A 24,884-nucleotide genomic window follows, 5' to 3' on the forward strand; every position below is an offset into this window, starting at 1 on the left:
ATAACAACGCCCCATAGACCCCGCCTCGGCGGGGTTTCTCGTTTCTGGAGCAAACACTCAATGGACATGTCTGTTCAAAAATTCCTCAAGCGCCGGGAAATCGCTGAAGCGTCGCGGGAAGCAATCCGCCACTTCACGGCTGACCAGCAATACACCTACGACCAGGCAACGGTCGACTCGACCGGCGTTTTCCTCGTCGGTCAGCTGGAACGCCTGGATCAGACGCTCAACGAGCCGCTGGTCGAGTTCACCTGGTCGCGCGACGTCGAAATCCGCACCGACGTCTCGCCGGCTGACGAGATCGCCTCGTGGACGAACTCGGCGTTCGCCATGTCGGGTGGCATCAATCCGGGCGGCCTGAACTGGATCTCGAACGAAGGCAATGCGATCGCCGGTCCGTCGCTGGACATCGGCAAGACGCCGCAACCGATGCGCCTGTGGGGTGCTGAGGTCAAGTACACGGTGCCCGAACTGGTGAAGGCGCAAGCCCTCGGCCAGCCGGTCGACGCGCAGAAGGTTGAAGGTATGAACCTGAAGCGCAACATGGACCTCGACAACATCATCTACTTCGGTGATACGTCTCTGGGCTTCACGGGTCTCGTCAACTCGAACAGCGCGGTCGGCAGCTATCAGAACGTCGCCAACGGCGCCGCAAGCACGCCGCAATGGACCACCAAGACGGCCCTTGAAATCCTCAAGGACGTCAACGAAATCCTGACGAGCGCATGGGCGGCTTCGGGCTGGAAGGTGCTCCCGAATCGTCTGCTGCTCCCGCCGGCGCAACTCGGCTATATCGGCAGCCAGCCGGTCAACACGGCAGCACAGGACACGATCCTCGCGTACATCCTGAAGAACAACATCTGTGCGCAGATGGGCCAGCCGCTGGACATTCTGCCTCTCAAGTGGCTGATCGGGGCAGGCGTCGGTGGTACACCGGGGCAACTCGGTACGGTTGACCGTATGGTCGCGTACAACAAGGACAAGAAGTATGTCCAGTACCCGATGACGGAACTGCAGCGCACGCCGCTCGAGTATCGCTCGCTGTTCCAGATCACCACCTATTGGGCGCGTTTTGGCCAGGTGGAATTCCGCTACGGCACGACGCTGGCCTACCGCGACGCAATCTGATCGCGCGGTCAGGAGGCGTTGTAATATGGACGCTTCCTGACCTCTTTCAGGAAAGAAAATGACCCGAATCGCCAATCAGGATTTCACACTGACCCGCGACGACTGCCGGCCGCTGTACTTCAAGGCGGGCGACGAAATTCCGGCGGAGTACGAAGAACACTGGTTCGTACTTCTGCACAGTGATGAGCGCGCCGCGGCCGAAGTCGCCTCCGATGTCGCAGTCGAAGAAAAACGCAAACCCGGTAGACCAGCCAAGCCATGAGCATCACGCCCAGTCAGCTACGATCCGACTTTCCGGAGTTCGCCGATGTGACGATCTACCCGGACTCGCTCGTCAACATGTGGTTGACTGTGGCGAATTCGCTGGTCAACCCCATTCGGTGGGCAGAACTGACGGACCTCGGCATTGAGCTCGCTGCCTGTCATCACCTCGCCATTTCGGCCAAAGATCAACTTGCGGCTTCGGTTGGTGGTGTGCCCGGAGAAGTAAAGGGACCGACAGCATCCAAGTCGGTCGACAAGGTATCTGTTTCATACGATACGTCGGCGGTCACCCTGACTGATGCGGGGTTCTGGAATATGACCAGTTATGGAACCCGTTTCCTCGGCCTCGCACGCATGTTCGGTGCCGGCGGATTACAGATAAATTGCTGATATGACCGTCAAGATCACGATCGACAAACTGGGCGACGTGATCAAGGCGCTCAGTCAACTGTCAAACAGGGATGTACTGGTCGGCATCCCGGATAGCTCTCCCGAGCGCACCGATACGCCTATCACGAATGCTCAGATCGGCTATGTGATGGAAACGGGCTCTCCGGCCAACAACATCCCCGCCCGCCCTTTCCTCGTGCCAGGCATTGCCGATGTGCAGGACGAAATAGCAGCTCGACTTCGTAAGGGCGCACTCTCTGCGCTCTCCGGATCTGCGGCAGGCGCCGAAACCGCGCTCAAAGCGGCCGGCATGGTTGGCCAGAATGCCGTCAGGAAGAAGATCAACGACGGCCCCTTCGCTCCGCTCTCGCCGCGCACTATTGCCCAGCGCAACCGCAGCCGGAAAACAAAATCAATGCGCAAAGCTGAGAAGGATTACGCGACGCTTCTGGCGCAAGGCAAGACGGAGCAGGAAGCGCAGGACGCTGCCGGCATCAAGCCTCTCATCAACACCGGCTCGCTGCGCAACGCCGTGACGTTCGTCGTACGCAAGAAATAAGGATCAGCATGCCCTTACTCGATGTTTCGGACGTCCTGCTCGATCCATCCTTCATGGATCTGACGCTCTCCGTCACGCGTAATGCGCAGACGGTCGGCAATGACGGCAACACCGTTATCAGTTCGACGACGACGTCATTCTATGGCGTGGTGACGAGCCTGAGCGGTTCCGTACTGCATCGCGTCGCAGAAGGCGAACACATCAGCGACACGATCACGATTCACTCGCAGTTCAAACTGATCGACGGGCAGTCCGGCTATGACGCCGATGTCGTCAATTGGCAAGGGTTGCAGTGGACCGTGACGAACGTCAACGATTATTCAACCTTCGGCCGCGGCTTCGTCTCAGCAACCTGTACGCTCAAGCAACTCTCAGGCTAATCCATGGCAGGCAACGATTCCAGTACTGGCGGATATCTCTCGCCAGCGGTGGCGTCGCCGCCGCTTGAGGACGACGCGCTCACCGCGATCTTTCAACAGATGATCGTCGGCATCACGGCGCTACCCGGAAACATGGTTCGCCCTCGGTGGCAGCCGAATCCGCCGAAGCAGCCGGAGCCGACCGTCAACTGGTGCGCGCTGGGCATTGCAGTACAGACGCCCGACGATGGACCCGCGATCATCCACAGCGGTACGGGCGATGGCTCGGACACGTACATCCGTCACGAACAGATCGACGTGCTGGCCTCGTTCTACGGGCCGAACGCCATGCAGAATGCGCAACTGCTCTCTGACGGTCTGGCGATCCCGCAGAACCTCGAGCAGTTGAAGGCGCAGGACATGAACAGCGTCGATACAGGACCGATCATCCCTGCTCCCGATCTGCTCAACGAGCAATGGATCAGACGGTATGACCTGACGCTCACCTTCCGCCGTAAGATCACCCGCACCTACGCTGTACTCAACATCCTCACCGCCCAAGGCACGGTCCAGACCGACATGGTTACTGGCCCGATCAGTTCCCAGTAACCCGTTTCACCCTCTTAGACAGGCCCGCCACTGAGCGGGCTTTTTTCATTTCTGGAGCCCTAGATGGCGAACACTTTGCCGGTTTCGCGGCTTATCAATGTCACGATCAACATGTCGCCGCAGGCGGCGCAAGGTGCGAACCTGAATACGGGCCTCATCATGGGCGCGTCGACGGTTATCGACACTGGCGAGCGCTTTCGCTCGTATGCTTCGGCATCTGCTGTTGGCACTGACTTCGGTATGACAGCACCCGAATACCTCGCGGCCAGCCTGTACTTCCAGCAGGTTCCGCAGCCTTCTACGCTACTTGTTGGCCGCTGGGCCAAGACGGCCACGTCTGCGAAGCTCAAAGGCGGCTTCACGTCGGTTGCTGCTCAGGCGATGTCGGCATGGACCGTCGTATCCAACGGCGGCTTCACGGTGACGATCGACGGCACTGTCAAGAACGTGACGGCGCTCGACTTCACGGCGCAAACGAATCTGAACGGCGTCGCTTCTGTCATCTCGACCGCGCTCGGCGCCGCGGCTTCGTGCGTATGGAATGCAAACTACAGCCGCTTCGAAATCACGAGCGCGACGAGCGGTGCCGGCACGACGGCAAGCGGTACGATCACGCTGGCCGGCCTTCCGGCGAACAATGACGCGGTGACCATCGGTGGCACGGTAGTCACGTTTGTCACCGGTACGCCGACCGGCAATCAGGTTCAGATCGGGGGCACCGCAGCGCAGACCGCAGCTAACCTGCAATCGTTCCTGCAGTCCTCGGCTGACGTCAATATCAGCAAGTGCAAGTATTCGACGACGCTGGCTGCCACGACTATCACGTACGCGTCTGTCGGTACGGCTGGCAATACGTTCACACTCGCCAAAACGTCGACCAACATCACAGTTTCGGGCGCAACGCTCGCGGGTGGGGTGAATGCTTCGAGCATTACCTATGCCACCTCGCCGGCCAGCGGCCAGGATGTATCGGCTCAGCTCGGCCTCACAAGCACTCTCGCGTCGACACCGGTCAATGGCGTGAACGCAGAGCAGCCGGTGGACGCTGTATCGGCAATGATCGGCTATGCGGGCACGCAGTTCCTCGGCGTCTCGTTCGCTGACACGAGCATCACCAACGTACAGCATCTTGCCGTGGCAGTGTTCATCGAAGCCGATCAGAAGCATCTCTACGGCGCTACATCGCAGGAGCCTGCTGCGGTTGATCCGACGCAGACGAGCGATCTGGGATACCAGATGGCGCAACTCGGCTACAAGTACAGCATCGTGCAGTATTCGAGCACGAGTCCGTACGCCGTCGCATCGCTGTTCGGGCGATTGTTGACCGTGAATTTCAACGGCAACCGGACGACGATCACGCTGGATTTCAAGCAGGAGCCGGGGATTGTCGCGGAGTCCCTGAACACCACTCAGGCGAATGCGCTGGACGCGAAGCGCTACAACTACTTCGTCAACTTCGACAACTCGACTGCGATCATCCAAACGGGCGTGACGCCGAGCGGTATCTTCATTGACTCGATCTACAACGCGATCTGGTTCCGCAATCGTCTGCAGACGGACCTGTACAACGCTTTGTACCTGAGCCCGACGAAGATCCCGCAGACGGATGCTGGCAATCAGCAATTGGCCGCAGTGATGGAAAAGTCCGGTGATGCAGCCCTGAACAACGGCTATGCCGGTGCTGGTGTCTGGACGTCGGCTGGCTTCGGCGCGCTCAACCAGGGCGACACGCTTTCGAAAGGCTACTACGTGTATGCCCCGCCGATCTCGTCGCAATCGACGTCCGATCGTCAGGCCCGCAAGTCCGTGCCGTTCCAGATGGCATTGCTTGAGGCTGGGGCGATCCATTCCGTATCGTTAACGGTAAATGTAACGCGATAAGGTGACCCATGAGTGCGTATTCCTTTAAAGATGTAACCGCAACATTCGTCGGCCCGACCGGCGTTTTCTCGCTCGGCTATGGGTCGTCTAACGCCGAGGAAGGCATTGACATTGCCGCTGCCGGCGACAAGAACACCATGACGGTCGGAGCCGATGGCGAGGTGATGCATAGCCTGCATGCCGACAAGTCTGGACAGGTCACGGTGCGATTGCTCAAAACCAGTCCGATGAATCAGAAACTCATGGCGACGTACGAAGCTCAGGCGATCAGTTCGTCGCTGTGGGGACAAAACATCATCACGATATCGAATGCCGCTGTCGGTGATCTGCACGTCGCACGTCAATGTGCGTTCAAGAAGAAGCCCGACATGAAGTACGCCAAAGACGGCGACATCATCGCTTGGACCTTCGATGCTGGAAAAGTGGACTCCGCTCTCGGAACGTATTGATTGGCTTTGCGTCGGCTAGATTGATCATCGAAAAGCGCTAGTCCAGCGCCTGCCGACGCTCCCTCACTGGACTATCTCCAAGGACACGAGATGTCTATCGAGTTTGAAATCGCCGACCATCGATATCGCGCGGAAAAGCTTGACGCGTTCAAGCAACTCCACGTTTCCCGAAAGATCGCGCCGATTGTTCCAAAGCTGTTGCCGATGTTCATCAAGTTTGCGGGCAACGCGGACTCGCTGAAGGACGATCTCGCCGGCATGGCGGAAGCATTCGAGCCGCTTGCGCAGGCTCTGGCTGAAATGCCGGATGCAGACTGTGAATACGTCTTCAATGCCTGCCTCGGCGTCGTGATGCGCAATCAGCAAGGGAACTGGGCATCGATCTGGAGCCAGAGTGCCAAGTCGCTGATGTTTGACGACATCGACCTCGGACAGATGACCCAGATTACGGTCAAGGTGATCTGGGATAGCTTAGGTGCTTTTATTCGCGGCATCCTCGCGAGCCCGCCGGGGAGCCAAGCCGCGGCATTGAATGGGTAAGCCTGCCTGATGGTATGGACTGGCTACTCAGGCCGGTCGTCAAGGGCATGTGCCGCTACGAAAGCCTGAAGGACGGCACGATTGATCTGGCTGATATTGCGCTAATGAACGACTGTCTCGACGTGCTCGCCGAGAACACCCAGATAGCCCAACGCATAAACGAGAATCAGAATGTCCGGTAACGTCGACACGATCAAAGAGTTTCTCGTATCGTTAGGTTTTTCCGTCGATCAGTCAGGCCAGAAGAAATTCGTTGATGGCGTCGCTTCGGCATCGCTGAAGGTGGTCGAGCTCGGCGCGGCTATCGCGGCGACGTCAGCGGCTGTCGTGGCTGGTGTGGCGAAGATCGCCGACCAGATGGAGGGGCTGTACTTCGCATCGCAGCGTACGGGCGCGTCTGTCGCGAACATTCAGGCGCTCGGCTTTGCTGCCGCCCAGATGGGCTCGACGGCCTCCGCGGCAGCGGGGTCGCTCGAAAATCTCGCGCGCTTCATGCGTAACAGCCCGGGCGCGTCGGGCCTGATCCAGAGTCTTGGCGTTCAGACTCGAGATGCCAACGGCGGATTGCGCGACACTACCGAAATCCTTCGGGATCTCGGCAAGCAGTTCGCGAACATGCCGTATTACCGCGCGAATGCATACGCTCAGGCGCTTGGCATCGACGAAAAAACTCTGATGGCGCTGCGTCAGGGCATGGGCCAGTTCGGCGATGAGTACAGGGACATGCTGGCAAAAGCCGGCTTGGACTCGCAGCAAGCCGCAGCCTCGTCGCATGAGTTCATGAATCAGATCCGTACGCTCGGATCGGCGTTCGTGATTCTCGGGGATAAGGTCGCCGCGTCGCTCGCCGGCAAGATGTCTGGCGACATCAAACGCTTCCGTGAAGGCTTGGTCGACAACTTCGGGCGCATCTCCGAGATTGTTGAGAAGATCGCCAACGGCATCCTGTTCCTGGCTGACGTCATCAGCACGCTCGGGCTGCGGGCAATGCAGATCGTCGGCAGCATCATCGACTGGTTCAATAGTCTGGATGACGGCACAAAGAGTCTGATTGAAGGCGTCGGGGGTTTGCTGATCGCATGGAAGCTCCTGAATGCAGGTTTCCTCGCGACTCCGCTGGGTCAGTTGGCTGCACTTGGCTTGGCAATCGTCGCCCTGTACGACGACTTCAAGGTCTGGAGGGAAGGCGGCAAGAGTCTGATCGACTGGTCGCGCTGGATGCCGGACATCGAGCTCGCGAAACGCCTGCTGCACACGATGGGCGAGCAGTTCACCGAGTTGGGCGAGATCATCCATGCGGTAATGGATAGGCGTTGGGGCGATCTTGCAACCCATGCGAAGAAGTTCGCCGCGCTTGCTGTCGGCGGCTGGAAAGACGTCTACAACACGATCAAGAACCAGTTGGAGGGCACCCCAGTTCCGGCGCCCAAGGTAGAGCCGACATCCAGCACGCCCCCAGCGAGCTCACCTGCAGGACCTGCGCCGGCCAATCCGAATGCACCTCGCGGCATACGCAACAACAACCCCGGCAATCTGAATTACGTCGGGCAGACTGGCGCGACAAAAGAAGCAGGCCCTAACGGTCGTTTCGCGGTATTCCAGACGGCAGAAGAAGGCTTGCGCGCGCTCGGTAATCAGTTGCGCCTGTATGGCACCCGCGGCATCAACTCGGTGCGAGCGATCATCTCGAAGTTCGCGCCACCCAGCGAGAACAACACTCAAGCATATATCGGCAGTGTCTCAAAAGGCCTGGGTGTAGGCGCCGATTCGGCGCTCGACCTGAATGATCCGCGAGTCCTGCAAAGTCTGATGGGCGCGATTATCAAGGTCGAAAACGGGAGAAACCCGTACAGCGCTGAGCAGATCGCTGCAGCATCGGGCGTCCGCTCAGCGGGTGCGCCTGGCTCTGCTCCAGTATCGGTTAGCCAGACAACGACAATTCACGTCGCAGGATCTGGCGACCCTCACGCAACGGCACAGGCAGTAGCTCAGGCTCAGGGCGGGGTGAATCAGCGCCTCGTGCGCAACATGAAAACGGCGGCGCAATGAGTGGATTCCTGGAAACCGGCATCGGGATCGCCGCCTCTATCGGCGGCGAACTCGTTAGCGCATTTTTCAGCCCGAAGCGGTCGATCAATTCATCGATCGGCTCGTTCCAGGGATACGTCACCATTGATGAGCACCATCATGATGAGATGGTGATTACCGATCACCCGGTTGAGCAAGGCGCGGCCATCTCTGACCATGCTTACAAGAAGCCCGCCGAGATCACGTTGACGCTCGCATGGTCCAATAGCGGTCTGAGCTCCATTACCTCGCTGCAGTTCGGCAGCTACAGCCAGTTCGTCTACAAGAGCCTGTTGGCGCTTCAGGCATCACGTACGCCGTTCGACCTGTCGACTGGCAAGCGCAGATACACAAACATGCTGATCCAGTCGTTGGACACGACGACCGATGCGAAAACGGAAAACTCGCTGATCGTGACCCTACATTGCCGCGAGGTGATCATCGTTCAGACGACGACCACGCAACTGCAGCCAGCAGCTAACATGTCGAGTCCACAGAAGACTGCGGCGACGACGAACGCAGGCACGAAACAGCCGCAGGCGACGAATACCAGCATACTTTACCGCGTGTTCAACTGATGTCTTCGACCTTCGAAATTCCGCTGACGCCGGTTCCTCGGACATTCCTCGTATCGCTGGTGGGAGCTCAGTATCAGTTCACGCTTCAATGGCGCGACCCTACCGGCTGGTTTCTGGACATTGCTGATTCGACCGGAAATCCAATGGTAAGCGGCATTCCGTTGGTGACGGGCGTGGATCTTCTCGCACAATACAAGTACATGTCCTTCGGCTTTGAACTCTGGGTGCAGACGGACGCCGCCGATGCACCGCCGACCTATACGAATCTCGGGTCAACCTCGCACCTGTACGCAGTCACGCCGTAGTGGCTCAGTAGTCTCGCAGCCCTGGACGAGTGCGGGCGATCCGCATGCATGCCGCCCAGGCGTGGAAATCGTTGGAATAGTTGAATCCGCTCTCGGCCTTGCAGACGTCCCACATCTGTGCGCTGATGGTGTCGTCCTTTCCCAGGGCAACGATCTCTTTGACGCCGTCCATTACGCCGTCCATGCAGGCCTTCTGCAGTGCCGGCTGGCCCTCGCCTGCCGCAAGATCGGCACAGCGCTGTTTCCATGCCTTCATGATCGCGAGATATTCCGCATCCGGCATGTCCTTCTTGGCATAGACGACCGTTGGTTCAGCGTATGCAACTGCCGTGATCGATGCGGCGGCAAAGATAGCGCAAAGGCGTACGGTTGTTTTCATTTTTTTCTCCTTATGAGCGGGTTGGCAAAACATGACTGCGCAGTTTCTGCGGAAGGTTAGCCTGATAGTAGGCAACGCGAGCGGTCAAGGGTTGGATCTGTCCGAACTTCATATCAGATTCACGATCTGGAGCGCAACAACGCAGAGCCCGAAGCATACGACGATCCGTGTCTATAACGTGGCCGACGCCACCGCCAAGCGGCTGCAGCAGGAGTTCCAGCAGGTTTTCCTTCAAGCCGGATATGGCGATAACGTCGGCCAGATATTTTCGGGTGCCATCAAGCAGATCCGCAAGGGACGCGAAAATGCCACCGACACCTTTATCGACATCATCGCAGCGGACGGCGACGAAGCTTACAACTGGTCGGTGGTGAACACGACACTGGCCGCCGGATGGAGCCAGACGGACTACCACGGTGCGCTGATCCAGTCGATGTCGCCATACGGGGTAACGGCAGGCTATGTGCCTCAGTTCGCCTCGACGCAACTTCCTCGCGGCAAGGTCTGCTACGGCATGACCAGGGATTACATGCGGCAGCTTGCCGGCGCATCTGGAACGCAATGGACAGTTCAGGATGGCCGGCTCCATATGATTCCCGTCAATGGCGTTATGCCTGGCCAGTCCATCGTCATCACGTCGGCAACAGGGATGGTTGGAATTCCTACGCAGACGGTCGACGGGATTCTCGTCAAGTGCCTGCTGAACCCGAACATCATCCCCGGTGGCCGGATCCAGATCGACAACGCGAGCGTTCAACAGATTCAATTCGACGTGTCATACGGTGCCGTCAGCAACTTTTACGATCCGACCAGCGCAAACAAGAATACGGGCCTTGATGCCGATGGGTTTTATAAGGTCTACGCGATGACCCAGACGGGCGACACGCGCGGACCAGCCTTCTATACCGACATGATCTGCGCTGCCGTCAATGGCACGCAGCCTCTCACGTCAACTTACACGAACGCTGTTGTGAACGGCCAGCAAGGAGGCTGAAATCGATCCGCGCGAAAGATGGGACGACCCCGAAGAAGCGCTGCGCGTCGCGATGGACGGACTCAAGTCTGGTCTCTGGACGTCCATGCCAGGAATCGTTCAGTCCTTCAACGCAGGCGCAGCGACAGCGACGGTTCAGATTGCGATTAAAGGAGTGGTGACCAAGCCGGACGGTAGTGCTCAGTTCGTCAATATGCCGCTTCTAGTCGATGTCCCTGTGCATTTTCCCAGAGGTGGCGGCTGCACATTGACTTTCCCGGTTGCGAAGAATGACGAATGTCTTGTCGTATTCGCTGCTCGGTGTATCGATAGCTGGTGGCAATCGGGCGGTATTCAGGCTCCGGCAGAGCATCGCGTGCATGACCTGAGCGATGGCTTCGCCTTCGTTGGTTTCTTTTCTCAGGCCACGAAGATCAGCGGCATTAGCACGAACAGTGTGCAGCTTCGCAGCAATGACGCTTCGACCTCCATCGATCTGAATCCAACGACGCAAAAGGTCACGGTCACCGCTCCTGGCGGGCTCTATGTGAATGGCCCGGCCTACTTCAGTAGCACCGTGATCATTCAAGGCCTGCTTTCCTGGCTTAACGGCATGACTGGCAGCGCGGCAAGCGGTGTCGCGGCAACGATCACGGGCGTCATCAACTTCATCGGCTCTGTCACATCGAACGGGAAGGCGATCGACAGCACCCATACGCACCACGAAAACGGTGCGGGCAGCAACACTAACCCGCCGAACTGATCATGCGCTATCGAAAGCAAGATGCCAACGGCGACTACGTCTGGGGCCATCAGCAGAACGATTTCTGGCTGAATGCTCCGGATGGCGTCGCGCTGGCGATAAAGACGCGTCTCGCGCTGTTTTCGGGAGAGTGGTTCCTCGATGTGACGGATGGCACGCCGTGGACTACGCAAGTCCTCGATAAGTACACGAAGGACCAGTACGACGCGGCGATCCAGGATCGAATTCTCGGCACGCAAGGCGTCACGCAAATCACCGCCTACTCCAGTTCAGTCAACACGACGACCCGGACCCTCACCGTCACCGTGACGGTTGAAACGCAGTACGGCACAACCACGCTCTCGACGACGATATGACGATTACCTCTGTTGCTCCCGTCATCAGCGCGACAGGGATCAGCGCGCCGGCTTTCTCGGATGTGCTCGCGTATGTGACTGCCCAGTATCAGAGCATTTATGGTACGGACATATACTTGGGCAATGACTCGCAAGACTATCAGTTTCTGTCCGCGGGCATCGCCATGCCGATCAACGACCTGAACGCCGCAATCATCGCCGCATACAACGCCTATTCGCCTGCCTCAGCACAAGGCGCGAATCTCTCTAGCGTTGTCAAGATCAATGGCCTGAAGCGAGATGTTCCAGACAATTCCACGGTCGACCAGATCATCGTTGGCCAGGCGGGTACGACCATCATCAACGGCGTTACGCAGGATGAGAACCAGAACAAGTGGAGTCTTCCCGCCATCGTCGCAATCCCGCCGAGCGGAACAATCACGGTAACTGCTACTTGCCAGACTCCGGGTGCCGTTCAAGCCGGCATCGGAGCGGTCAACCAGATCGCGACTCCCACTTTTGGCTGGCAGTCGGTGACGAACGCAACGGCGGCGAATGCCGGGGCTCCCGTGGAAACCGATTCTCAGTTGAGAGTGCGCCAAGGGAATTCGACTGCCCTGCCCTCGCGCACAGTATTGGAAGGTACGATCGGTGCAGTCTGGGCAGTCTCCGGTGTGACCCGCGTCACGCCATACGAGAACGACCTAAGCACGACGGATGCGAACGGCGTTCCGGGCAACAAGATCTATCTCGTTGTAGAGGGCGGTGACTCGACGGCCATTGCCCAGGCGATCGCCTTGAAGAAAACGCCCGGCACCGGAACGTACGGCACGACGACGGTTTCGGTGACTGATGCTTACGGCATTGCGCACAACATCAACTTCTACCGTCCGACCTACGACGCGATCACCTGTGCGATCACCCTGAAGGCGCTAGCTGGATACACGTCGACCATCGGAGCATCGATTCAGAATGCGGTAGCCGCGTACGTTAATTCGGTCGCGATCGGCGGCGCTCCTGGTGGAACGGTAGAGTGGGACTCGGCGCTCTCGGCAGCGAAATCGGTCTCGGGTAGCAACACATTCCGCATCACCTCGTTCTCGCTGAGCGGCCCGGGAGGAGCAGGCACCCCAGATGTAACACTGGCTTTCAATCATGCCGGGCAGATACTCGCGCCCTCATCTAGCGTAACGATTACGGTGACCTGATGGCCGCAGCGACCGATTACACGGCACTCATCACCAGCGAGCATCAGGCCGCGCCGAATTTTATGGCGATGGTCGCGGCAGTATCGCAATGCTTCGTCGACCAGATCAACGTGATGCAGTCAATTCCGGCTGCTTTCGATCTGGACACGGCAGTCGGCGTTCAGCTTGATGCGGTTGGCCTGTGGGCCGGAATCACGCGGCAGGTACGGGCACCGCTGAACGTCTATTTCTCACTCGATACTGCGAATCTCGGCTTCGATCAAGGTTCGTGGCAGGGGCCGTTTGATCCTCCCGGCGGACTTGTTTCGCTTGATGACGCGACGTTCCGAACGCTGATCCGAGCCAAGATCGCAGCGAACAGTTGGGACGGCACGATCCCCGGCGCGGCTGCGGCCTATGCGAATCTGTTCACAACTCCGGGCGCCTTTGTTCTGGACAGTAGTGTGTTGGATTCAGGGGTTCTGACACCTGTCAGTTTTATCTTTATTCAGGATAACCAGGACATGACGATGACGGTCGGTATCTCCGGGGCCATCCCGAGCGCCGTCCTGCGATCCCTTTTATCGGGGGGATATCTGCCACTGCGGCCGGAAGGCGTCTTGGCTAATTACGTCGTCCCATCTGTCGACAACACGTCGCTCTTTGGATTCGACGTCTCCAATCAGTACATAGCCGGTTTTGACTTCGGCTCCTGGGCCGTCCCCGCATAACCCACCCATCTCTATCCATGCAAGCCGCCTTCGGGCGGCTTTTTGTTTTCCGGGCACTAAATGACCATCGAGAATGATTTTCTGCCATTCGCGACCGCTGGTGGTGCGAATGTCGTAACGCAAGCCCAGTATGCAGCACTCTCGGCCATTTCGACCGGCTATCAGTCGGGGGTTGCCCAGTCTGCGCAACTGAACAAGACGTGGCGCCAAAGCTCAATCATGTCGGCTGTGCTGGCGCAATTCATCGTCAACAGCACAGGCCAGCCGGCGATCGATGACGGCACGACAGCGACGCTGTTGGCGAACCTGACTGCTGCAATCAGTGCGCAATCGGAAGCGCTGATTGGCTCGGTGCGAAACCTCTCGATGAGCGTTACGGCTGCATCTGCTTCGGCAACGCTGACTGCAGACGAGATCGTCGTCGGTTCCGCGCTGGGCGGCCTGAAATACACACTTGCCAGCTTCAACAAGACCATCACGCTCACGACGCCCGGCGCGGGCGGCATGGATACCGGCAGCGCACCGGCATCCGGCTACGTCGCACTGTACGCGATTTACAATCCGTCAACGGCGACTGCTGCCCTGCTGGCAACCAACGCAACGAGCGCCATCGCGCCGAACGTGTACGGTGGAGCGAACATGCCGGCCGGCTATACGGCAAGCGCGCTGTTGAGCGTCGTGCCGACGACCTCTGGAGGGTTGTTTTCGGTTGTATTGGTACAAGATCGCAAGACAAACATCCTGCAATACACTGCACTTAACAGCAGCACGACGAGCACTATTGCTGCTACATCACTCTCGATTGCAGGCGGTGTGCCGAAAAATGCGAAGCGTGTCGGCGGCAGTCTTTCACTGAGCAATACGACATCTTCAAATTCAACATGGGCATTCTATGCCACATCTAGCGGAACTGGCGTTCAACAATTTTCCGTGAACACTACTGGTTCAGGCGGCAATCTATTTGGATATTCCACGCTAGACTTGAGTTCGCAACAAACACTTACCTACGCGTTGCTGTCGATCACTGCGGGCACTTGCGCGTTCATCGTTTATATTTCTTCTTACGAGATCTGATATGACATCGCTGAATGTTCAATTCGCAGATGGCACTGAGAAAGTAATTGTTTCGTATTTTGGCGCCCCTCAAGATCCGTCTGCGTGGCCCAATCTTGGCACTGTCAATGCGACAGATGCGCGATGGGAAGCGTACTATGCCGAGCAACCCACCAATGCGCAGGCGTTTCTTCCAGTTCCGGAAACCGCTGATTAGCGACGAATGAAGAATACGTCCTGATGGTTGTCCCAGCCGCCCGGCCGGTGTTCGATGATGGTGAGTTCGTTTTCACGGCAAACGTCTTTGACCCAGTCGGTGGGGATCATGGCGATGCCATAACTGTTGCCGATATAGTCCACAGTCTTTGCCTCAAGCGAGTGATCGGCGCGGTAGTTGACGAAGCCATACTCGTTCGCATCGTATGCTGCGAGAAGATGCTGACGAGCTGCATCGCCGACCTGGTAGATGTCCGAACCGCCAAGATGTTCGCGTGACTTCTCTCCGTGCGTGGTTACCACGGCTACACCGCCGCGCCGCAACTTGGTGAAGAAATGATTCATGACACTGCGGGCATTTACTTGCGACAGGTGAGTGATGAGAGAGCCGAGCAGCGCAACATCGAAATTGCTTGATTCAATATTCCTGAACTCATAAACCGGATCGACAACATAGTGGCCGTGCACGCCAAAAGTTGAGGTGCAGAAGTCGACGGCAGGCACCATGATGTCGGCGACATGTATGCGTCCCGGATCGAAATGATCCAGCAGTTTCCGTGTAACGCGGCCATATCCGCAAGGCAACTCCAGAATCCTCGGCTCGGCATCCCCCGCAAGCTCCGCGGCTCGGCGTCCGAATTCGGCCATCTGTGATCCGACTGAATCATAGTGTTCGATCGATCCATGGAACATGTCGTCGTTAGGGTGGATGGGTGCTGACGGCATTGAATTCTCGCTGTTCTGGTCAAGAAAGATCACGATTGTACCCAAGCTATTCTCCCGCGCGCCTTTTTCACATCCGCACCACACCCATGCTCAAACGCCTACTGCTAGTCGTCCTGTCGCTGATCGTTGTCACGGCGCAGGCCCAGTTCACGCCCGGACAAGTCCTCACTGCGGCACAGCTAAATGCGGCGCTTGCGGCCCCGACCATTACTGGCGGCTCGATCTCGGGGGTTCCCGGATCGTTCACGAATCTGAGTGCGAGTGGGACTGTTACGCTGCCCGCAGGAAGCGTGGCCTTATCGGGATTGGCCGCACAGGCTGCGAACACGGTACTTGCCAACGTCACTGCATCCAGCGCGTCGCCGGCAGCGTTTGCCATGCCGAGTTGCAGTGCGACAAATAGCGCGCTGCAATACACCAGTGGAACAGGGTTCGCGTGCGGCACCAGTTTCGCTGGCCTGGGATCGAATACGTTCACGGCAAATCAGACGATCGCTTCGAATACGCCGTCGATTTTCCTGAACGACACGTCGGGCACCAACCAGTCAGCCGTCTATTTCCAGAACAGCGGCTCCCCGGTCTGGTCTCTCAAGAATGCGTCCGGCGCGACCGGATCCCTGCAGATCAACCGCTACGTGAGTGGCGCAGTCGTTGATCAGCCGATCTCCATCAGCAATGGGACAGGCTTTGTCACGATGGTTGACGGCGCGGCCATTACGGGCGGCAGCCTCAACAATGCGTCGGTCGGCGCGACGACTCCTTCGACCGGCTCATTCACGACACTTGCTGCGAGTGGCGCATTCACGCCATCCCAGACTGCCGGCATCGTTGGCACGACGACGAACAACAATGCGAACGCGGGTAGCATCGGCGAGGTCATCAGTTCGTCGATAGCCACCGGATCGGCCGTCTCCCTCACGTCGGGGTCTGCGACTAACGTCACATCGATTTCCCTGACTGCGGGTGACTGGTATGTGTTCGGAAATGTCACCTTCAATGTAGCCACAACCATGAACTACGTTGCTGGGGGAGCAGGCACGACCAGCGCAACGCTGCCCACTGGATACACGTTTCTGACGCTCGCGCCGGGCAGCGCCGTGACGTCCTTCGCCGGGTATCCCATTCCTTCGCAGCGCCTCTCCCTTTCTGCATCGACTACGGTTTATCTCGTGGCGCAGGCATCATTCTCGGGGACATGCTCGGCCTACGGAAACATCATTGCTTGGCGTCGCAGATAGGTGCGCAAGCTTGCCGATAGCTGTTGCTGGAATCAATATCTAAAAGTCTCACCCAGGCCCGCCCCGAGCGGGCTTTTTCTTTTTCCGACCGGGGTCGCCTTGAACCATCCATATCCGCACGACGACGATCGCAATCACCGCATCGCCAGGTTGGAGGAGCGCATGAACACATTCGAGCAGCACTGGAGTGCCGAGCTTTCGAAAAATACCGATGCGACATTGCGCGTCGAGTCGAACACGAAAGAGCTTGTGGAGTTGATGCAGCTAGCCAAAGGCGGCATCGCGTTCTTCGCGGCCACCGGGCGACTTCTGAGGCGTCTCGTCTTGTGGTTCGGTCCGTTCATCACCGTTGTCGGTGCTCTTTGGGCTATTGCGCACGGTAAATTTCCGGGGCAAACATGAATCTCCAACTTCTTGAGGCAGAGCTGCGCCGTGACGAGGGTGTGCGGTACTCGGTTTATCTGGACGGCGTCGGCGTGCCAACTGTTGGCGTGGGGCACAACTGCAAAGTCTCGCCGTTGCCGGATGGCTGGGTCTGTCCGCTCACCAACGGCCAGGTGAACCAGTTGCTCGCCCGCGACATCGCATCGACCGTGGCGAAGCTCGACAAGAATTTGCCGTGGTGGCGGCAGATGGACGACGTACGCATGCGCGTTCTCGCGAACATGTGCTTTAACTTGGGAATCGGCGGTCTGCTCGGCTTCAAGAACACGCTAGCAGCCATGCAGCGCGGCTCGTATGCCGTGGCGGCTGCGGGAATGACCAGCTCGAAGTGGGCCTCGCAAGTGGGCGCTCGCGCGCAAAGACTGGCGCAAGCAATGGAGACCGGCGTTATGCCGATCGCGGCGGCCATCGCCTGAAATCCGCGACACGAATAAACGTCAAATATTCGCCTCATAGATAAGCCGCTCCTGCGACTCTTTTTACGCCCATGCCAACGACCACCAACTTCCAGCCCGGCCAGGTTCTGACGCATAACGGGCTAAACAGCGCATTCGCAGCAACGGCAAGTGCCGTGGAAATGGCGGTCTTTGAGAATGGCGTGCCTTCAGTTGCTGCAATGCAGGCGCTCGACACGCGCATATTTACCACGGTCAAAACGTTGGGGTATCGCGTCCCCGGCGATTCTGGGCACGGAAAGTATTATTTCGTTCCGACAGCCACTTTGCCGACACCAAACGGTGTCACGGTCTTTCTGTCAAATGATGGTCGCGGCTATTGGCAACTCGTTCACCGCAACGAAATATGGGTAGAGCAGGCTGGAGCCTACGGCGATGCGCTAGTCACTGGCGGTGGCCACAACGACACTGCGGCGATCCAGGCAGCGATGAACGCGCTTGCACAGAATGCGGCAGACTCGCGATCTATCTCCACGGCAAGCGCCCCTAACTCCCGCGCGACTGTACTGTTCCGTTCGGGTCGGGCATATCTGTGCGATCAGATGTTCTGGCGCGCTGGTGTCAGCCTGAAATGCTCTGGCGAAGCGCTCATCGTGCCGAGTGTTGCTGCCGCGAGCGCCGCCGCAACGTTCGCCGGTGACGCTTATACGAACACGGCGATCGCTGCCTATGACAGCGCCACGGTAACGGGTGGCGCCTATGCGTTCATGTTTAATCCGCAGGGCATTACGCAGACGCAAAAGGTTGATGGTGTGTACGTCGAGGGGATTAGCGTGGCTCCGGGCTGGAACTTCGCTGCGCTCGCGGGATCCAGGCCGACTGTTGGCGGATTCGACTTCTCGTACATGGAGAAGAACTGGGGTGCGACGCGCTTGCGTTGCGCCAACCTTGCCGGGACGGCATTCAACTTTGATGACGCACAGGATGCGAAGGTGGACCGGTGCGAAGCCCTGCTGTGCGATAACGGCCGGCTCGTGGGATCGAGTCAGTGGAACGCCACGAATGCCGTTGTGTTTCACAAGATGCGGCTTGAGCGGAACATCTACTGCAACCACATCAGCTGGAACAAGGGTCATTTCCCCCCGCGCGGCAATATCTACCAGGGCGACAAGATCGAGATCGGCGCGGAAATCAGTTCGACGATGACGCACCCGTCGTGCCTGGTCCTCGCGAGCGACGGCGAGGCGCGCATTGGTGTTCACGACGTACCAGGGCAGTTCCCGAACAGCGTTGGAACTCCTATGTGGTCTGTCGGTTATGGAGGTGTCGGAGCCAGCGTCTATAGCGGATTCTCGATCAAGGGCGGTCTCGCTGAGGCGCCCAGCCCAGGCACCGGCCAGTTCAGCAACTTTCTGTATCTGGATACCGACGCAACGGTCAACGACTTCACTCAGATAAGTGATCTGCGGATCAACAACATGGCTGATTTCGCCATCAAGGGCAATACGGTCGTCGAGAACTGCGGAGGTAACACCAATCGATCTCCGGTGATCCGGACCAATGACAATATTCCGCAGGGCAAGCTCAACCACTTCGTGAACACGGCCAACGCGGCCGCAATCGAGCCGAGCCAGGTATTCGGATATTCGTCGACTTCCGGTCTGCCGAAAACTGCGCGACGCGGACTGGCTACCGTTATTGCAACGCGAATTCCGACTGCGGCGCAGTTGCTGGCCGGGCTCGGCGGCATCGTACAGAAGGGTTCGCGTGCGAACGCGCTGGCGGCGACGCTGGCTGTCCCGAACATATCCGGTCAGGGACAGGATATTGACGTCGTGCTGTACGTTTCGGTGACTGCCGGAACACCGCAAACCGTCGAGCTGCTAACCACTCACGACATCAGCAGTGCAGCGAATTGGGTTTCGCGCGGAGGCGTCATCACTTTACCGAATCTGACTGCAGTCTTCCCCGTGCCGCTGCGGTTTCACGTGTTGCCTGGGCATTACTGGGGGATCGTTGTCAACGATACGACTGTTGTGACGATCCCTGGGAATCCGACCGCCATGTACGACTGCTGACGCCATATTCCATCCTCTTCACCAAGCCGCCTCCGGGCGGCTTTTTTATTTCCGCCATGAAAACGACAGACGTACCGCACGAACACCTGCGCAAGGAAAGTGTCGAGGAAGCGAACTACTACCCCGACCATGATGAGCGTACCGAGTCGGCCACTTTCCGCAAGACGAAACGAGACGACAAGAAAAAAGGTGCGCGCTGTGCCATCACCGGTCAACAGGTAGATCTTGAGTGGCATCACGCCACCCTTGAGTGGGCATTCGGCTCGGCCGTGCGGCTCGACATCGTTCGGGACATCGCGCTCGGCAAGATCAAGGAGTTGCCAGTGCTCGACCCATACACGTGGGAGCCAACGGGAGAAAAGGCACCTGTCGAAGGCTTTCTCATCTACTGGATCGTCCTGTTCTTCAAATGGCGTGGCTTCGACTTTGATGCGTGGGATCCGGCCGACGCCGAAGCGTTCATCGATAGCCCGCAGGCCATGTTGATTCTGCACAAGCATCTGCACCGGGAGAAGTTTCACGGCGCGCATGCGATTACAGGTCCGATCTTTCTGTTGCAAGCGTTTCCGTTCGTAGACGAATTCGTTTTTTCGCCTGATGAGTTGGAAGCTCGTCACAAACCCAAGGAGCATTCATGAACCAGACGTCAAGCATCCAGACCGGTGCGATCACTCTCACTGCAGCCTCTCTCGTGCCGATCATCGACTGGATCGCGCAAGCCATGCACGTCGTCATTCCGATGGAGGCGCAGTTGCAGATTTCGGCGCTCGTCATCACGGCTGGCCACGCTGTCTACAACTACGCGGTCGCTCGCGCCGCAGTCAAACAAGTCACCGCGCAGTAACTCTCCCTCGCCGCACCTGCGGCAATCACTTCAGGAAATCCCATCATGAAACGAATCATGCTGCTTGCAGCAGGCCTTGTCCTGTCCATCGCTCTCGGTGCATGCTCGACTGCACAACAGACATCGGCTACCGCCGACCTCGCCAAGCTCCAGGCTATCGTGAGCAATGGCTGTCTCGTCGTCCAACCGACGCTGACTGCCGTCGCCGCGCTCGATCCTGTTGTGGCCACTGCGGCCACCGCGAACGGACTATTCTGCGCAACGGCTGGCGCTATCACTGTCACTTCGGTGCAGTCGCTCATCTCGACCGGTATCCCGGCAATCGAAAAGGCGATCACCGACTCGACGCTCGTGCCGGCTGAGCAAAAGCCGATCATCATCGCAGCGATCGGCGTGTTTCAGTTGACGGCGGTCAATGCGCTGGCGGTGTACAGCAATGCGGCGGCGGCTACTCCTGCTGCTGCGTCGGCACCGGTCGCAGCGAGCCAGTAATGCAGGCCCGCGACTTCGCGCTGATCGCCCAGGAAGCGTACGTTGCAAAGCCGGATATCGGCAAAGCGGATAGCGCCTCGCGGGCGATCGTGCGGCATACGGATGCAGGCTTGGTGGTGGCGTTTCCAGGCTCCGACAATGACGCGTGCTGGGCGACCGACTTCGACGTGCTGACGATCAATGTACCGGACGCCGGAGAAATCCATCGAGGATTCTGGGCCGCGTGGATGGCGATCGCCGATGATGTTGTGAAGGCGATCGGCAATCAGCCGGTAACGCTGGTTGGGCATTCACTCGGCGGCGCTTTAGCTATCTGCTGCGCGGTCGCGCTCACGCTCGCCGGAAAGCCACCCGTAGCCGTCTATGGATTCGAAGCCCCGCGCGTCAGCCCCGGTCTCGGCGTTCGCACTTTGCTCGCGAAGGTTCCGGTATACATTTACAAGTGTGGAAGCGACCCAGTGCCGGATGTTCCGCTGGGCTGGCATCAGTCCGCACTGGTGACGCATATCGGGCCGCCGGCCACGATCATCCCACGCGTGGCCGACCACATGATCGAACGGGTCATCGATGCCTTTGGCTCAGGCGTCCCGGCCTAGTCTTAATTCTGCACGAGCCTACAGGCCAACCGCTGTAACCCCGCAATATCGGCGATCGCTTGTATGGGATCGCCCACCCCTCTTTTCTCGCCACTGGCGACGATCAATTCCTAGCGCCTGCCCTTGTTCGCTTCCATGTGCCGGTAAGCGCGGTCTAGTCTGGCCTCCTGTCGAGGCGTCGTCTGGTTGCTCCGTAAGCATGGCTCCTCCGCGAGTTCTCGCTCGAAGCATTGCCAGACCGTACCTGCGACATAGGCAGTCCCATATGATCCAATCATTTGACGGATCTGATCGGCACGCCTGATCGTGTTGTGCAGGCGATGAATTTCCTGCAGAAGACGCAGGATATTCGGCGTCGGCTCCGCGTCATAAATGGCCGCGAGCTCGTGCGCTGTGAGCGGCGGATAGATTCTCATGGCGGCACAAGTACTGTATGAATGTACAGTAGTATATCCAGGATTTCTCCGATTGCATCTGGAACTATCATTGGATGACTTCGGGAGACTTCCATGTGCACAGACTACGAGCCGGCTCAGCCCGATCTGTTTGAGGCGTTCACCGATTTCCCGGTGCCGCAGTTCGAATATCCGCGTGAGACCTACAAGGATTATGTGGCGCCGATCCTTCGGATGACGGCCGGCGAACGCAGCACCGACCCAGCTACATTCGGCATGGTCCCCCGCAAGCACATTCCTCCTGGCGTCAAGGTGTTCGACACCATGAATGCGCGCGCTGAGACAATCGGCGAGAAGCGTAGTTTCAGCGGTGCATGGAAGAAGCTGCAGCTCTGCCTGATCCCCTGCTCGCGGTTCTATGAGCCAAACTATGAGACCGGCAAGCCGGTGCGGTGGCGGATCGGCATGGCGAACGGTCGACCGCTGGCGATCGCCGGGCTATGGCGCGCATGGGACGATCCGGAGGGGCCGACGCTGTCGTTCACCATGCTCACTGTCAATGCCGACAGCCATCCATTGATGAAACGGTTTCATCGGCCGGGCGCTGAGAAGCGATCCGTGGTGATCGTGCGGCCGGAGGACTACGGGGACTGGCTATGCTCAAGGTCGACCGACGAAGCTCGGTCGTTCCTAAACCTATACCCGGCGGAGGAGATGAAGGCTGAAGCGTATCCGTTGCCGCCTCGGAAGCCTAAGGGCGGGGATTCGGACGCTGGATCATTTCTCGAATGAGCACATGTCACGTCAATATCGACAGCGTAGCTTTCGGCGTAGGTTTGCAATCCGAGGCCCGTCAAGCAAGGCAATGACGTTGTTCTGCGAGCATCTGTGGAGGCCGGAAGCCGGCACGCTGGGTTTCGCCGGGATTGAGGAAGGCCGGCGTATTGTATTACGCGTCGATGCCGTATTACGCGTCGATGCCGACGACGTCGGGCGTTGCGCCATGGATCGCTTTGCGCGCAAAGGTGCCCGCCGCCGCGCCGACCTGCTAACCTTGACGGGCTCGGCTCGTCGGGTGGGCTGCCGCCGCGCGGCCTCGCTCACCGACAAGCGCGCAGCTCGCCTCGTCCGTCAACCGAACCGCCGATGCCGTCACTGTTTCGCCGTCTACTGCTGCTGTTCCATGCGCTGCGTTACGGCGCGCGCCTGATCTGGCTCGCCGCCCCGCCCGACCACAAACTGCACTGGCTGATCGAGCTGATCGGTCGCGTGCATGCGTCGGAGCGCAGCGGCGCGCAACTGCACGGCATGCTGCCCGCACTCGGCCCGCTCGCGAGCCGCTTCGCGCAGACGCTCGCCGAGCGCCCCGAACTCGCGGGCAGCACGCTGCACGACGCGCTCGACGCGATCGATCACATGGAAGCACCGCTGGCGCCAGACGAGTCGGCGCAGGCATTGGCCGACGCCTTCGGCCGGCCGCTCGCCGAACTGTTCAGCGCGGTCGATCTCGTGCCGGTGCGCAGCGGCTTTGCCGAGCAGACGCATTTCGCGCGGCTCGCTGTACCGCTCAAAGGCCACCGCGAAGTCGCGATCAAGCTGGTGCGCGCGCAGCAATTGCAGCAGATCGGCGATGAGCTCGCGCTGCTGCGCTGGGTCGCGCGCTGGCTCGAAAAGCTCTCGCGTGTCGCGCGCCGCCTGCAACTGCGCGCGCTCGCGCAAACCTTCACCGACGACATCCTGCGTCGCTTCGACCTGCGCGCCGAAGCCGCGAACCTGAGCCAGACCGGCCATCATTTCGACGGCGACAAACGCATCGTCATTCCCGACGTGATCTGGGAACTGTGCACCGACCACACGTTGACGATGCAGCGCATCAACACGCTGCCGGCGAGCGACCTGCCCGGCCTGCATGCGCATCGCATCAAGCTCGCACCGCTCGCCGCGCATATCGTCGAAGTGGTCACCGAGCAGGCGTTCGAACACGGCTTCTTTCACGCGACGCTCGATGCGCGCCGGGTGCGCGTCAGCATCGAGCCGGACACGCTCGGGCGCCTCGTGCTCGCGGAGTTTTCGATCATGTCGACGCTCTCGACCGGCGAGCGCGAGTTCTTCGTGCACGGCGCGACCGCGCTGTTCGACCAGGACTATGGACGACTCGCCGATCTGCATCGCGACGTCGGCCACGTGTCGCCCGACACGCGTCCCGAGATGCTCGAAGCCGAGTTGCGCACGCGCGCCGAAGCGCACTTCGCGGCCGCGCCGCAGGATCGCTCGGCGGGTTCGCTGTTTCATCATCTGCTGCACGGTGTGCAGCCGTTCGACGGCCACGTGCCGGGCCGGCTCGCGACCGCGCAGCGCTCGTTCCAGCAGGCGGAAACGCTCGCGCGGGCGCTGCATCCGGGCGTCGATACATGGAACATCGCGCGCGACGTGCTGGCCGGAATCGCACGACGCGACCTCGATCATCGCGGCTGGCTCAAGCGCATCTCGCACGAACTGCCGCATCTCGCGCACACGCTGCCGCGGCTGCCACAACTGGCGGTGCGCTATCTGCAACAGCAGCACGATCGCGCGGGCACGCCGCAACAGAACGCGCAACTGCTCGCGGATCTCGCGCGCGAATACCGGCGCACGCGCTGGCTGTTGTGGGCATGCGTGGTGTGCGGCGGGGTGCTGGGGGTGGGGATGGTTTTGCTGATGGGGTGATGGGGTGATGGGGTGTGGGCTGTGGGCTGTGGGCTGTGGGCTGTGGGCTGTGGGCTGTGGGCTGTGGGCTGTGGGCTGTGGGCTGTGGGCTGCGGGCTGCGGGCTGCGGGCTGCGGGCTGCGGGCTGCGGGCTGCGGGCTGCGGGCTGCGGGCTGCGGGCTGCGGGCTGCGGGCTGCGGGCTGCGGGCGGCGGGCTGCGGGCTG

General features: G+C 59.3%; 33 protein-coding genes. 31 read left to right on the forward strand and 2 right to left on the reverse strand.

Annotated elements, in window-relative coordinates:
* The first annotated feature begins 60 nt into the window (after positions 1-60).
* The 13 genes from HHL14_RS29475 to HHL14_RS29535 all read left to right on the forward strand — a co-directional run bounded on the left by HHL14_RS29475 (position 61) and on the right by HHL14_RS29535 (position 9,129).
* Positions 61-1,128, forward strand: a complete 1,068-nt coding sequence (locus HHL14_RS29475) for a DUF2184 domain-containing protein (protein ID WP_169501127.1) — start codon at positions 61-63, stop codon at positions 1,126-1,128.
* Positions 1,129-1,186: 58 nt separating this feature from the next.
* Complete coding sequence (locus HHL14_RS29480) at positions 1,187-1,390, forward strand: hypothetical protein (protein WP_169501128.1); 204 nt, start codon at positions 1,187-1,189, stop codon at positions 1,388-1,390.
* Complete coding sequence (locus tag HHL14_RS29485; protein WP_206002581.1) at positions 1,387-1,782, forward strand: DUF4054 domain-containing protein; 396 nt, start codon at positions 1,387-1,389, stop codon at positions 1,780-1,782. The genes HHL14_RS29480 and HHL14_RS29485 overlap by 4 nt, the downstream gene beginning before the upstream one ends.
* 1 nt (position 1,783) lies before the next feature.
* Positions 1,784-2,341, forward strand: a complete 558-nt coding sequence (locus tag HHL14_RS29490; protein ID WP_169501129.1) for a hypothetical protein — start codon at positions 1,784-1,786, stop codon at positions 2,339-2,341.
* Between the two features lie 8 nt (positions 2,342-2,349).
* The gene (locus HHL14_RS29495; RefSeq protein WP_169501130.1) at positions 2,350-2,721 is read left to right on the forward strand and encodes a hypothetical protein; all 372 of its coding nucleotides are present in this window, start codon (positions 2,350-2,352) and stop codon (positions 2,719-2,721) included.
* A 3-nt stretch (positions 2,722-2,724) separates the two neighbouring features.
* A complete protein-coding gene (locus tag HHL14_RS29500; protein WP_169501131.1) occupies positions 2,725-3,309 on the forward strand; it encodes a phage neck terminator protein in 585 nt (194 codons plus the stop codon).
* A gap of 63 nt (positions 3,310-3,372) precedes the next feature.
* On the forward strand, positions 3,373-5,190 hold the full coding sequence (locus HHL14_RS29505; protein ID WP_169501132.1) for a DUF3383 domain-containing protein: 1,818 nt from the start codon (positions 3,373-3,375) through the stop codon (positions 5,188-5,190).
* Between the two features lie 8 nt (positions 5,191-5,198).
* Complete coding sequence (locus tag HHL14_RS29510) at positions 5,199-5,639, forward strand: phage structural protein (protein ID WP_169501133.1); 441 nt, start codon at positions 5,199-5,201, stop codon at positions 5,637-5,639.
* Positions 5,640-5,729: 90 nt separating this feature from the next.
* Entirely contained in the window at positions 5,730-6,179 is a 450-nt protein-coding gene (locus tag HHL14_RS29515) for a phage tail assembly chaperone (RefSeq protein WP_169501134.1), read from the forward strand.
* A 14-nt stretch (positions 6,180-6,193) separates the two neighbouring features.
* Complete coding sequence (locus HHL14_RS29520) at positions 6,194-6,361, forward strand: DUF6889 family protein (protein ID WP_169501135.1); 168 nt, start codon at positions 6,194-6,196, stop codon at positions 6,359-6,361.
* Positions 6,351-8,228 (forward strand): phage tail tape measure protein, encoded by a 1,878-nt coding sequence (locus HHL14_RS29525; protein ID WP_169501136.1) that lies wholly within the window; start codon positions 6,351-6,353, stop codon positions 8,226-8,228. The genes HHL14_RS29520 and HHL14_RS29525 overlap by 11 nt, the downstream gene beginning before the upstream one ends.
* Positions 8,225-8,824: a phage baseplate protein gene (locus tag HHL14_RS29530; RefSeq protein WP_169501137.1), complete on the forward strand. Its 600-nt coding sequence runs from the start codon at positions 8,225-8,227 to the stop codon at positions 8,822-8,824. The genes HHL14_RS29525 and HHL14_RS29530 overlap by 4 nt, the downstream gene beginning before the upstream one ends.
* Positions 8,824-9,129 carry a phage baseplate plug family protein gene (locus HHL14_RS29535; protein WP_169501138.1) on the forward strand — a complete coding sequence of 102 codons (306 nt, stop codon included), beginning with the start codon at positions 8,824-8,826 and terminating at the stop codon, positions 9,127-9,129. Before HHL14_RS29530 ends, HHL14_RS29535 begins: the two co-directional genes overlap by 1 nt.
* A gap of 4 nt (positions 9,130-9,133) precedes the next feature.
* On the opposite strand, the gene HHL14_RS29540 is transcribed toward HHL14_RS29535, so the two are convergent.
* On the reverse strand, positions 9,134-9,508 hold the full coding sequence (locus HHL14_RS29540; protein WP_169501139.1) for a hypothetical protein: 375 nt from the start codon (positions 9,506-9,508) through the stop codon (positions 9,134-9,136).
* A gap of 91 nt (positions 9,509-9,599) precedes the next feature.
* Here HHL14_RS29540 and HHL14_RS29545 point away from each other — a divergent pair, with 91 nt between their 5' ends.
* From HHL14_RS29545 to HHL14_RS29580, 7 genes are all read left to right on the forward strand, one after another.
* Complete coding sequence (locus tag HHL14_RS29545; protein ID WP_230413259.1) at positions 9,600-10,502, forward strand: phage protein; 903 nt, start codon at positions 9,600-9,602, stop codon at positions 10,500-10,502.
* 85 nt (positions 10,503-10,587) lie between these two features.
* A complete protein-coding gene (locus tag HHL14_RS29550; protein WP_169501141.1) occupies positions 10,588-11,244 on the forward strand; it encodes a Gp138 family membrane-puncturing spike protein in 657 nt (218 codons plus the stop codon).
* 2 nt (positions 11,245-11,246) lie between these two features.
* A complete protein-coding gene (locus tag HHL14_RS29555) occupies positions 11,247-11,600 on the forward strand; it encodes a hypothetical protein (RefSeq protein ID WP_169501142.1) in 354 nt (117 codons plus the stop codon).
* A complete protein-coding gene (locus tag HHL14_RS29560) occupies positions 11,597-12,787 on the forward strand; it encodes a baseplate J/gp47 family protein (protein ID WP_169501143.1) in 1,191 nt (396 codons plus the stop codon). The genes HHL14_RS29555 and HHL14_RS29560 overlap by 4 nt, the downstream gene beginning before the upstream one ends.
* Positions 12,787-13,497, forward strand: coding sequence for a DUF2612 domain-containing protein (locus HHL14_RS29565; RefSeq protein WP_169501144.1), 711 nt, complete (start codon positions 12,787-12,789; stop codon positions 13,495-13,497). The genes HHL14_RS29560 and HHL14_RS29565 overlap by 1 nt, the downstream gene beginning before the upstream one ends.
* Before the next feature lie 60 nt (positions 13,498-13,557).
* On the forward strand, positions 13,558-14,571 hold the full coding sequence (locus tag HHL14_RS29575; protein WP_230413260.1) for a hypothetical protein: 1,014 nt from the start codon (positions 13,558-13,560) through the stop codon (positions 14,569-14,571).
* A gap of 1 nt (position 14,572) precedes the next feature.
* Positions 14,573-14,767 (forward strand): hypothetical protein, encoded by a 195-nt coding sequence (locus HHL14_RS29580; protein ID WP_169501145.1) that lies wholly within the window; start codon positions 14,573-14,575, stop codon positions 14,765-14,767.
* On the opposite strand, the gene HHL14_RS29585 is transcribed toward HHL14_RS29580, so the two are convergent.
* Positions 14,764-15,537, reverse strand: coding sequence for a class I SAM-dependent methyltransferase (locus tag HHL14_RS29585; protein WP_230413261.1), 774 nt, complete (start codon positions 15,535-15,537; stop codon positions 14,764-14,766). The two genes, HHL14_RS29580 and HHL14_RS29585, sit on opposite strands and share 4 nt — an antisense overlap.
* Positions 15,538-15,578: 41 nt before the next feature.
* Here HHL14_RS29585 and HHL14_RS29590 point away from each other — a divergent pair, with 41 nt between their 5' ends.
* From HHL14_RS29590 to HHL14_RS29640, 11 genes are all read left to right on the forward strand, one after another.
* Positions 15,579-16,730 carry a hypothetical protein gene (locus tag HHL14_RS29590; RefSeq protein ID WP_169501146.1) on the forward strand — a complete coding sequence of 384 codons (1,152 nt, stop codon included), beginning with the start codon at positions 15,579-15,581 and terminating at the stop codon, positions 16,728-16,730.
* 162 nt (positions 16,731-16,892) lie between these two features.
* Positions 16,893-17,132: a hypothetical protein gene (locus HHL14_RS29595; protein WP_206002582.1), complete on the forward strand. Its 240-nt coding sequence runs from the start codon at positions 16,893-16,895 to the stop codon at positions 17,130-17,132.
* Positions 17,129-17,590, forward strand: a complete 462-nt coding sequence (locus HHL14_RS29600) for a glycoside hydrolase family protein (RefSeq protein ID WP_169501148.1) — start codon at positions 17,129-17,131, stop codon at positions 17,588-17,590. The genes HHL14_RS29595 and HHL14_RS29600 overlap by 4 nt, the downstream gene beginning before the upstream one ends.
* A 71-nt stretch (positions 17,591-17,661) precedes the next feature.
* Entirely contained in the window at positions 17,662-19,647 is a 1,986-nt protein-coding gene (locus tag HHL14_RS29605) for a hypothetical protein (protein WP_169501149.1), read from the forward strand.
* Positions 19,648-19,703: 56 nt separating this feature from the next.
* Complete coding sequence (locus HHL14_RS29610) at positions 19,704-20,285, forward strand: hypothetical protein (RefSeq protein WP_169501150.1); 582 nt, start codon at positions 19,704-19,706, stop codon at positions 20,283-20,285.
* Entirely contained in the window at positions 20,282-20,491 is a 210-nt protein-coding gene (locus tag HHL14_RS29615) for a hypothetical protein (protein WP_169501151.1), read from the forward strand. Before HHL14_RS29610 ends, HHL14_RS29615 begins: the two co-directional genes overlap by 4 nt.
* A 45-nt stretch (positions 20,492-20,536) precedes the next feature.
* Positions 20,537-20,983 (forward strand): hypothetical protein, encoded by a 447-nt coding sequence (locus HHL14_RS29620; protein ID WP_169501152.1) that lies wholly within the window; start codon positions 20,537-20,539, stop codon positions 20,981-20,983.
* Entirely contained in the window at positions 20,983-21,579 is a 597-nt protein-coding gene (locus HHL14_RS29625; RefSeq protein WP_169501153.1) for a lipase family protein, read from the forward strand. Before HHL14_RS29620 ends, HHL14_RS29625 begins: the two co-directional genes overlap by 1 nt.
* Before the next feature lie 509 nt (positions 21,580-22,088).
* Complete coding sequence (locus tag HHL14_RS29630; protein ID WP_169501154.1) at positions 22,089-22,766, forward strand: SOS response-associated peptidase; 678 nt, start codon at positions 22,089-22,091, stop codon at positions 22,764-22,766.
* A gap of 73 nt (positions 22,767-22,839) precedes the next feature.
* Positions 22,840-23,184 (forward strand): hypothetical protein, encoded by a 345-nt coding sequence (locus tag HHL14_RS29635; protein WP_169501155.1) that lies wholly within the window; start codon positions 22,840-22,842, stop codon positions 23,182-23,184.
* Positions 23,121-24,680 (forward strand): ABC1 kinase family protein, encoded by a 1,560-nt coding sequence (locus tag HHL14_RS29640; RefSeq protein ID WP_169501156.1) that lies wholly within the window; start codon positions 23,121-23,123, stop codon positions 24,678-24,680. Before HHL14_RS29635 ends, HHL14_RS29640 begins: the two co-directional genes overlap by 64 nt.
* The last annotated feature ends 204 nt before the right edge of the window (positions 24,681-24,884 follow it).

It is taken from the genome of Paraburkholderia antibiotica (assembly GCF_012927125.1).
Taxonomy (GTDB): domain Bacteria; phylum Pseudomonadota; class Gammaproteobacteria; order Burkholderiales; family Burkholderiaceae; genus Paraburkholderia; species Paraburkholderia antibiotica.

Coding starts and splice junctions, on each gene's coding strand:
- HHL14_RS29475 (WP_169501127.1), top strand. CDS start 61: ATGGACATGTCTGTTCAAAAATTCCTCAAGCGCCGGGAAATCGCTGAA.
- HHL14_RS29480 (WP_169501128.1), top strand. CDS start 1,187: ATGACCCGAATCGCCAATCAGGATTTCACACTGACCCGCGACGACTGC.
- HHL14_RS29485 (WP_206002581.1), top strand. CDS start 1,387: ATGAGCATCACGCCCAGTCAGCTACGATCCGACTTTCCGGAGTTCGCC.
- HHL14_RS29490 (WP_169501129.1), top strand. CDS start 1,784: ATGACCGTCAAGATCACGATCGACAAACTGGGCGACGTGATCAAGGCG.
- HHL14_RS29495 (WP_169501130.1), top strand. CDS start 2,350: ATGCCCTTACTCGATGTTTCGGACGTCCTGCTCGATCCATCCTTCATG.
- HHL14_RS29500 (WP_169501131.1), top strand. CDS start 2,725: ATGGCAGGCAACGATTCCAGTACTGGCGGATATCTCTCGCCAGCGGTG.
- HHL14_RS29505 (WP_169501132.1), top strand. CDS start 3,373: ATGGCGAACACTTTGCCGGTTTCGCGGCTTATCAATGTCACGATCAAC.
- HHL14_RS29510 (WP_169501133.1), top strand. CDS start 5,199: ATGAGTGCGTATTCCTTTAAAGATGTAACCGCAACATTCGTCGGCCCG.
- HHL14_RS29515 (WP_169501134.1), top strand. CDS start 5,730: ATGTCTATCGAGTTTGAAATCGCCGACCATCGATATCGCGCGGAAAAG.
- HHL14_RS29520 (WP_169501135.1), top strand. CDS start 6,194: ATGGACTGGCTACTCAGGCCGGTCGTCAAGGGCATGTGCCGCTACGAA.
- HHL14_RS29525 (WP_169501136.1), top strand. CDS start 6,351: ATGTCCGGTAACGTCGACACGATCAAAGAGTTTCTCGTATCGTTAGGT.
- HHL14_RS29530 (WP_169501137.1), top strand. CDS start 8,225: ATGAGTGGATTCCTGGAAACCGGCATCGGGATCGCCGCCTCTATCGGC.
- HHL14_RS29535 (WP_169501138.1), top strand. CDS start 8,824: ATGTCTTCGACCTTCGAAATTCCGCTGACGCCGGTTCCTCGGACATTC.
- HHL14_RS29540 (WP_169501139.1), bottom strand. CDS start 9,508: ATGAAAACAACCGTACGCCTTTGCGCTATCTTTGCCGCCGCATCGATC.
- HHL14_RS29550 (WP_169501141.1), top strand. CDS start 10,588: ATGCCAGGAATCGTTCAGTCCTTCAACGCAGGCGCAGCGACAGCGACG.
- HHL14_RS29555 (WP_169501142.1), top strand. CDS start 11,247: ATGCGCTATCGAAAGCAAGATGCCAACGGCGACTACGTCTGGGGCCAT.
- HHL14_RS29560 (WP_169501143.1), top strand. CDS start 11,597: ATGACGATTACCTCTGTTGCTCCCGTCATCAGCGCGACAGGGATCAGC.
- HHL14_RS29565 (WP_169501144.1), top strand. CDS start 12,787: ATGGCCGCAGCGACCGATTACACGGCACTCATCACCAGCGAGCATCAG.
- HHL14_RS29575 (WP_230413260.1), top strand. CDS start 13,558: ATGACCATCGAGAATGATTTTCTGCCATTCGCGACCGCTGGTGGTGCG.
- HHL14_RS29580 (WP_169501145.1), top strand. CDS start 14,573: ATGACATCGCTGAATGTTCAATTCGCAGATGGCACTGAGAAAGTAATT.
- HHL14_RS29590 (WP_169501146.1), top strand. CDS start 15,579: ATGCTCAAACGCCTACTGCTAGTCGTCCTGTCGCTGATCGTTGTCACG.
- HHL14_RS29595 (WP_206002582.1), top strand. CDS start 16,893: ATGAACACATTCGAGCAGCACTGGAGTGCCGAGCTTTCGAAAAATACC.
- HHL14_RS29600 (WP_169501148.1), top strand. CDS start 17,129: ATGAATCTCCAACTTCTTGAGGCAGAGCTGCGCCGTGACGAGGGTGTG.
- HHL14_RS29605 (WP_169501149.1), top strand. CDS start 17,662: ATGCCAACGACCACCAACTTCCAGCCCGGCCAGGTTCTGACGCATAAC.
- HHL14_RS29610 (WP_169501150.1), top strand. CDS start 19,704: ATGAAAACGACAGACGTACCGCACGAACACCTGCGCAAGGAAAGTGTC.
- HHL14_RS29615 (WP_169501151.1), top strand. CDS start 20,282: ATGAACCAGACGTCAAGCATCCAGACCGGTGCGATCACTCTCACTGCA.
- HHL14_RS29620 (WP_169501152.1), top strand. CDS start 20,537: ATGAAACGAATCATGCTGCTTGCAGCAGGCCTTGTCCTGTCCATCGCT.
- HHL14_RS29625 (WP_169501153.1), top strand. CDS start 20,983: ATGCAGGCCCGCGACTTCGCGCTGATCGCCCAGGAAGCGTACGTTGCA.
- HHL14_RS29630 (WP_169501154.1), top strand. CDS start 22,089: ATGTGCACAGACTACGAGCCGGCTCAGCCCGATCTGTTTGAGGCGTTC.
- HHL14_RS29635 (WP_169501155.1), top strand. CDS start 22,840: ATGACGTTGTTCTGCGAGCATCTGTGGAGGCCGGAAGCCGGCACGCTG.
- HHL14_RS29640 (WP_169501156.1), top strand. CDS start 23,121: ATGCCGTCACTGTTTCGCCGTCTACTGCTGCTGTTCCATGCGCTGCGT.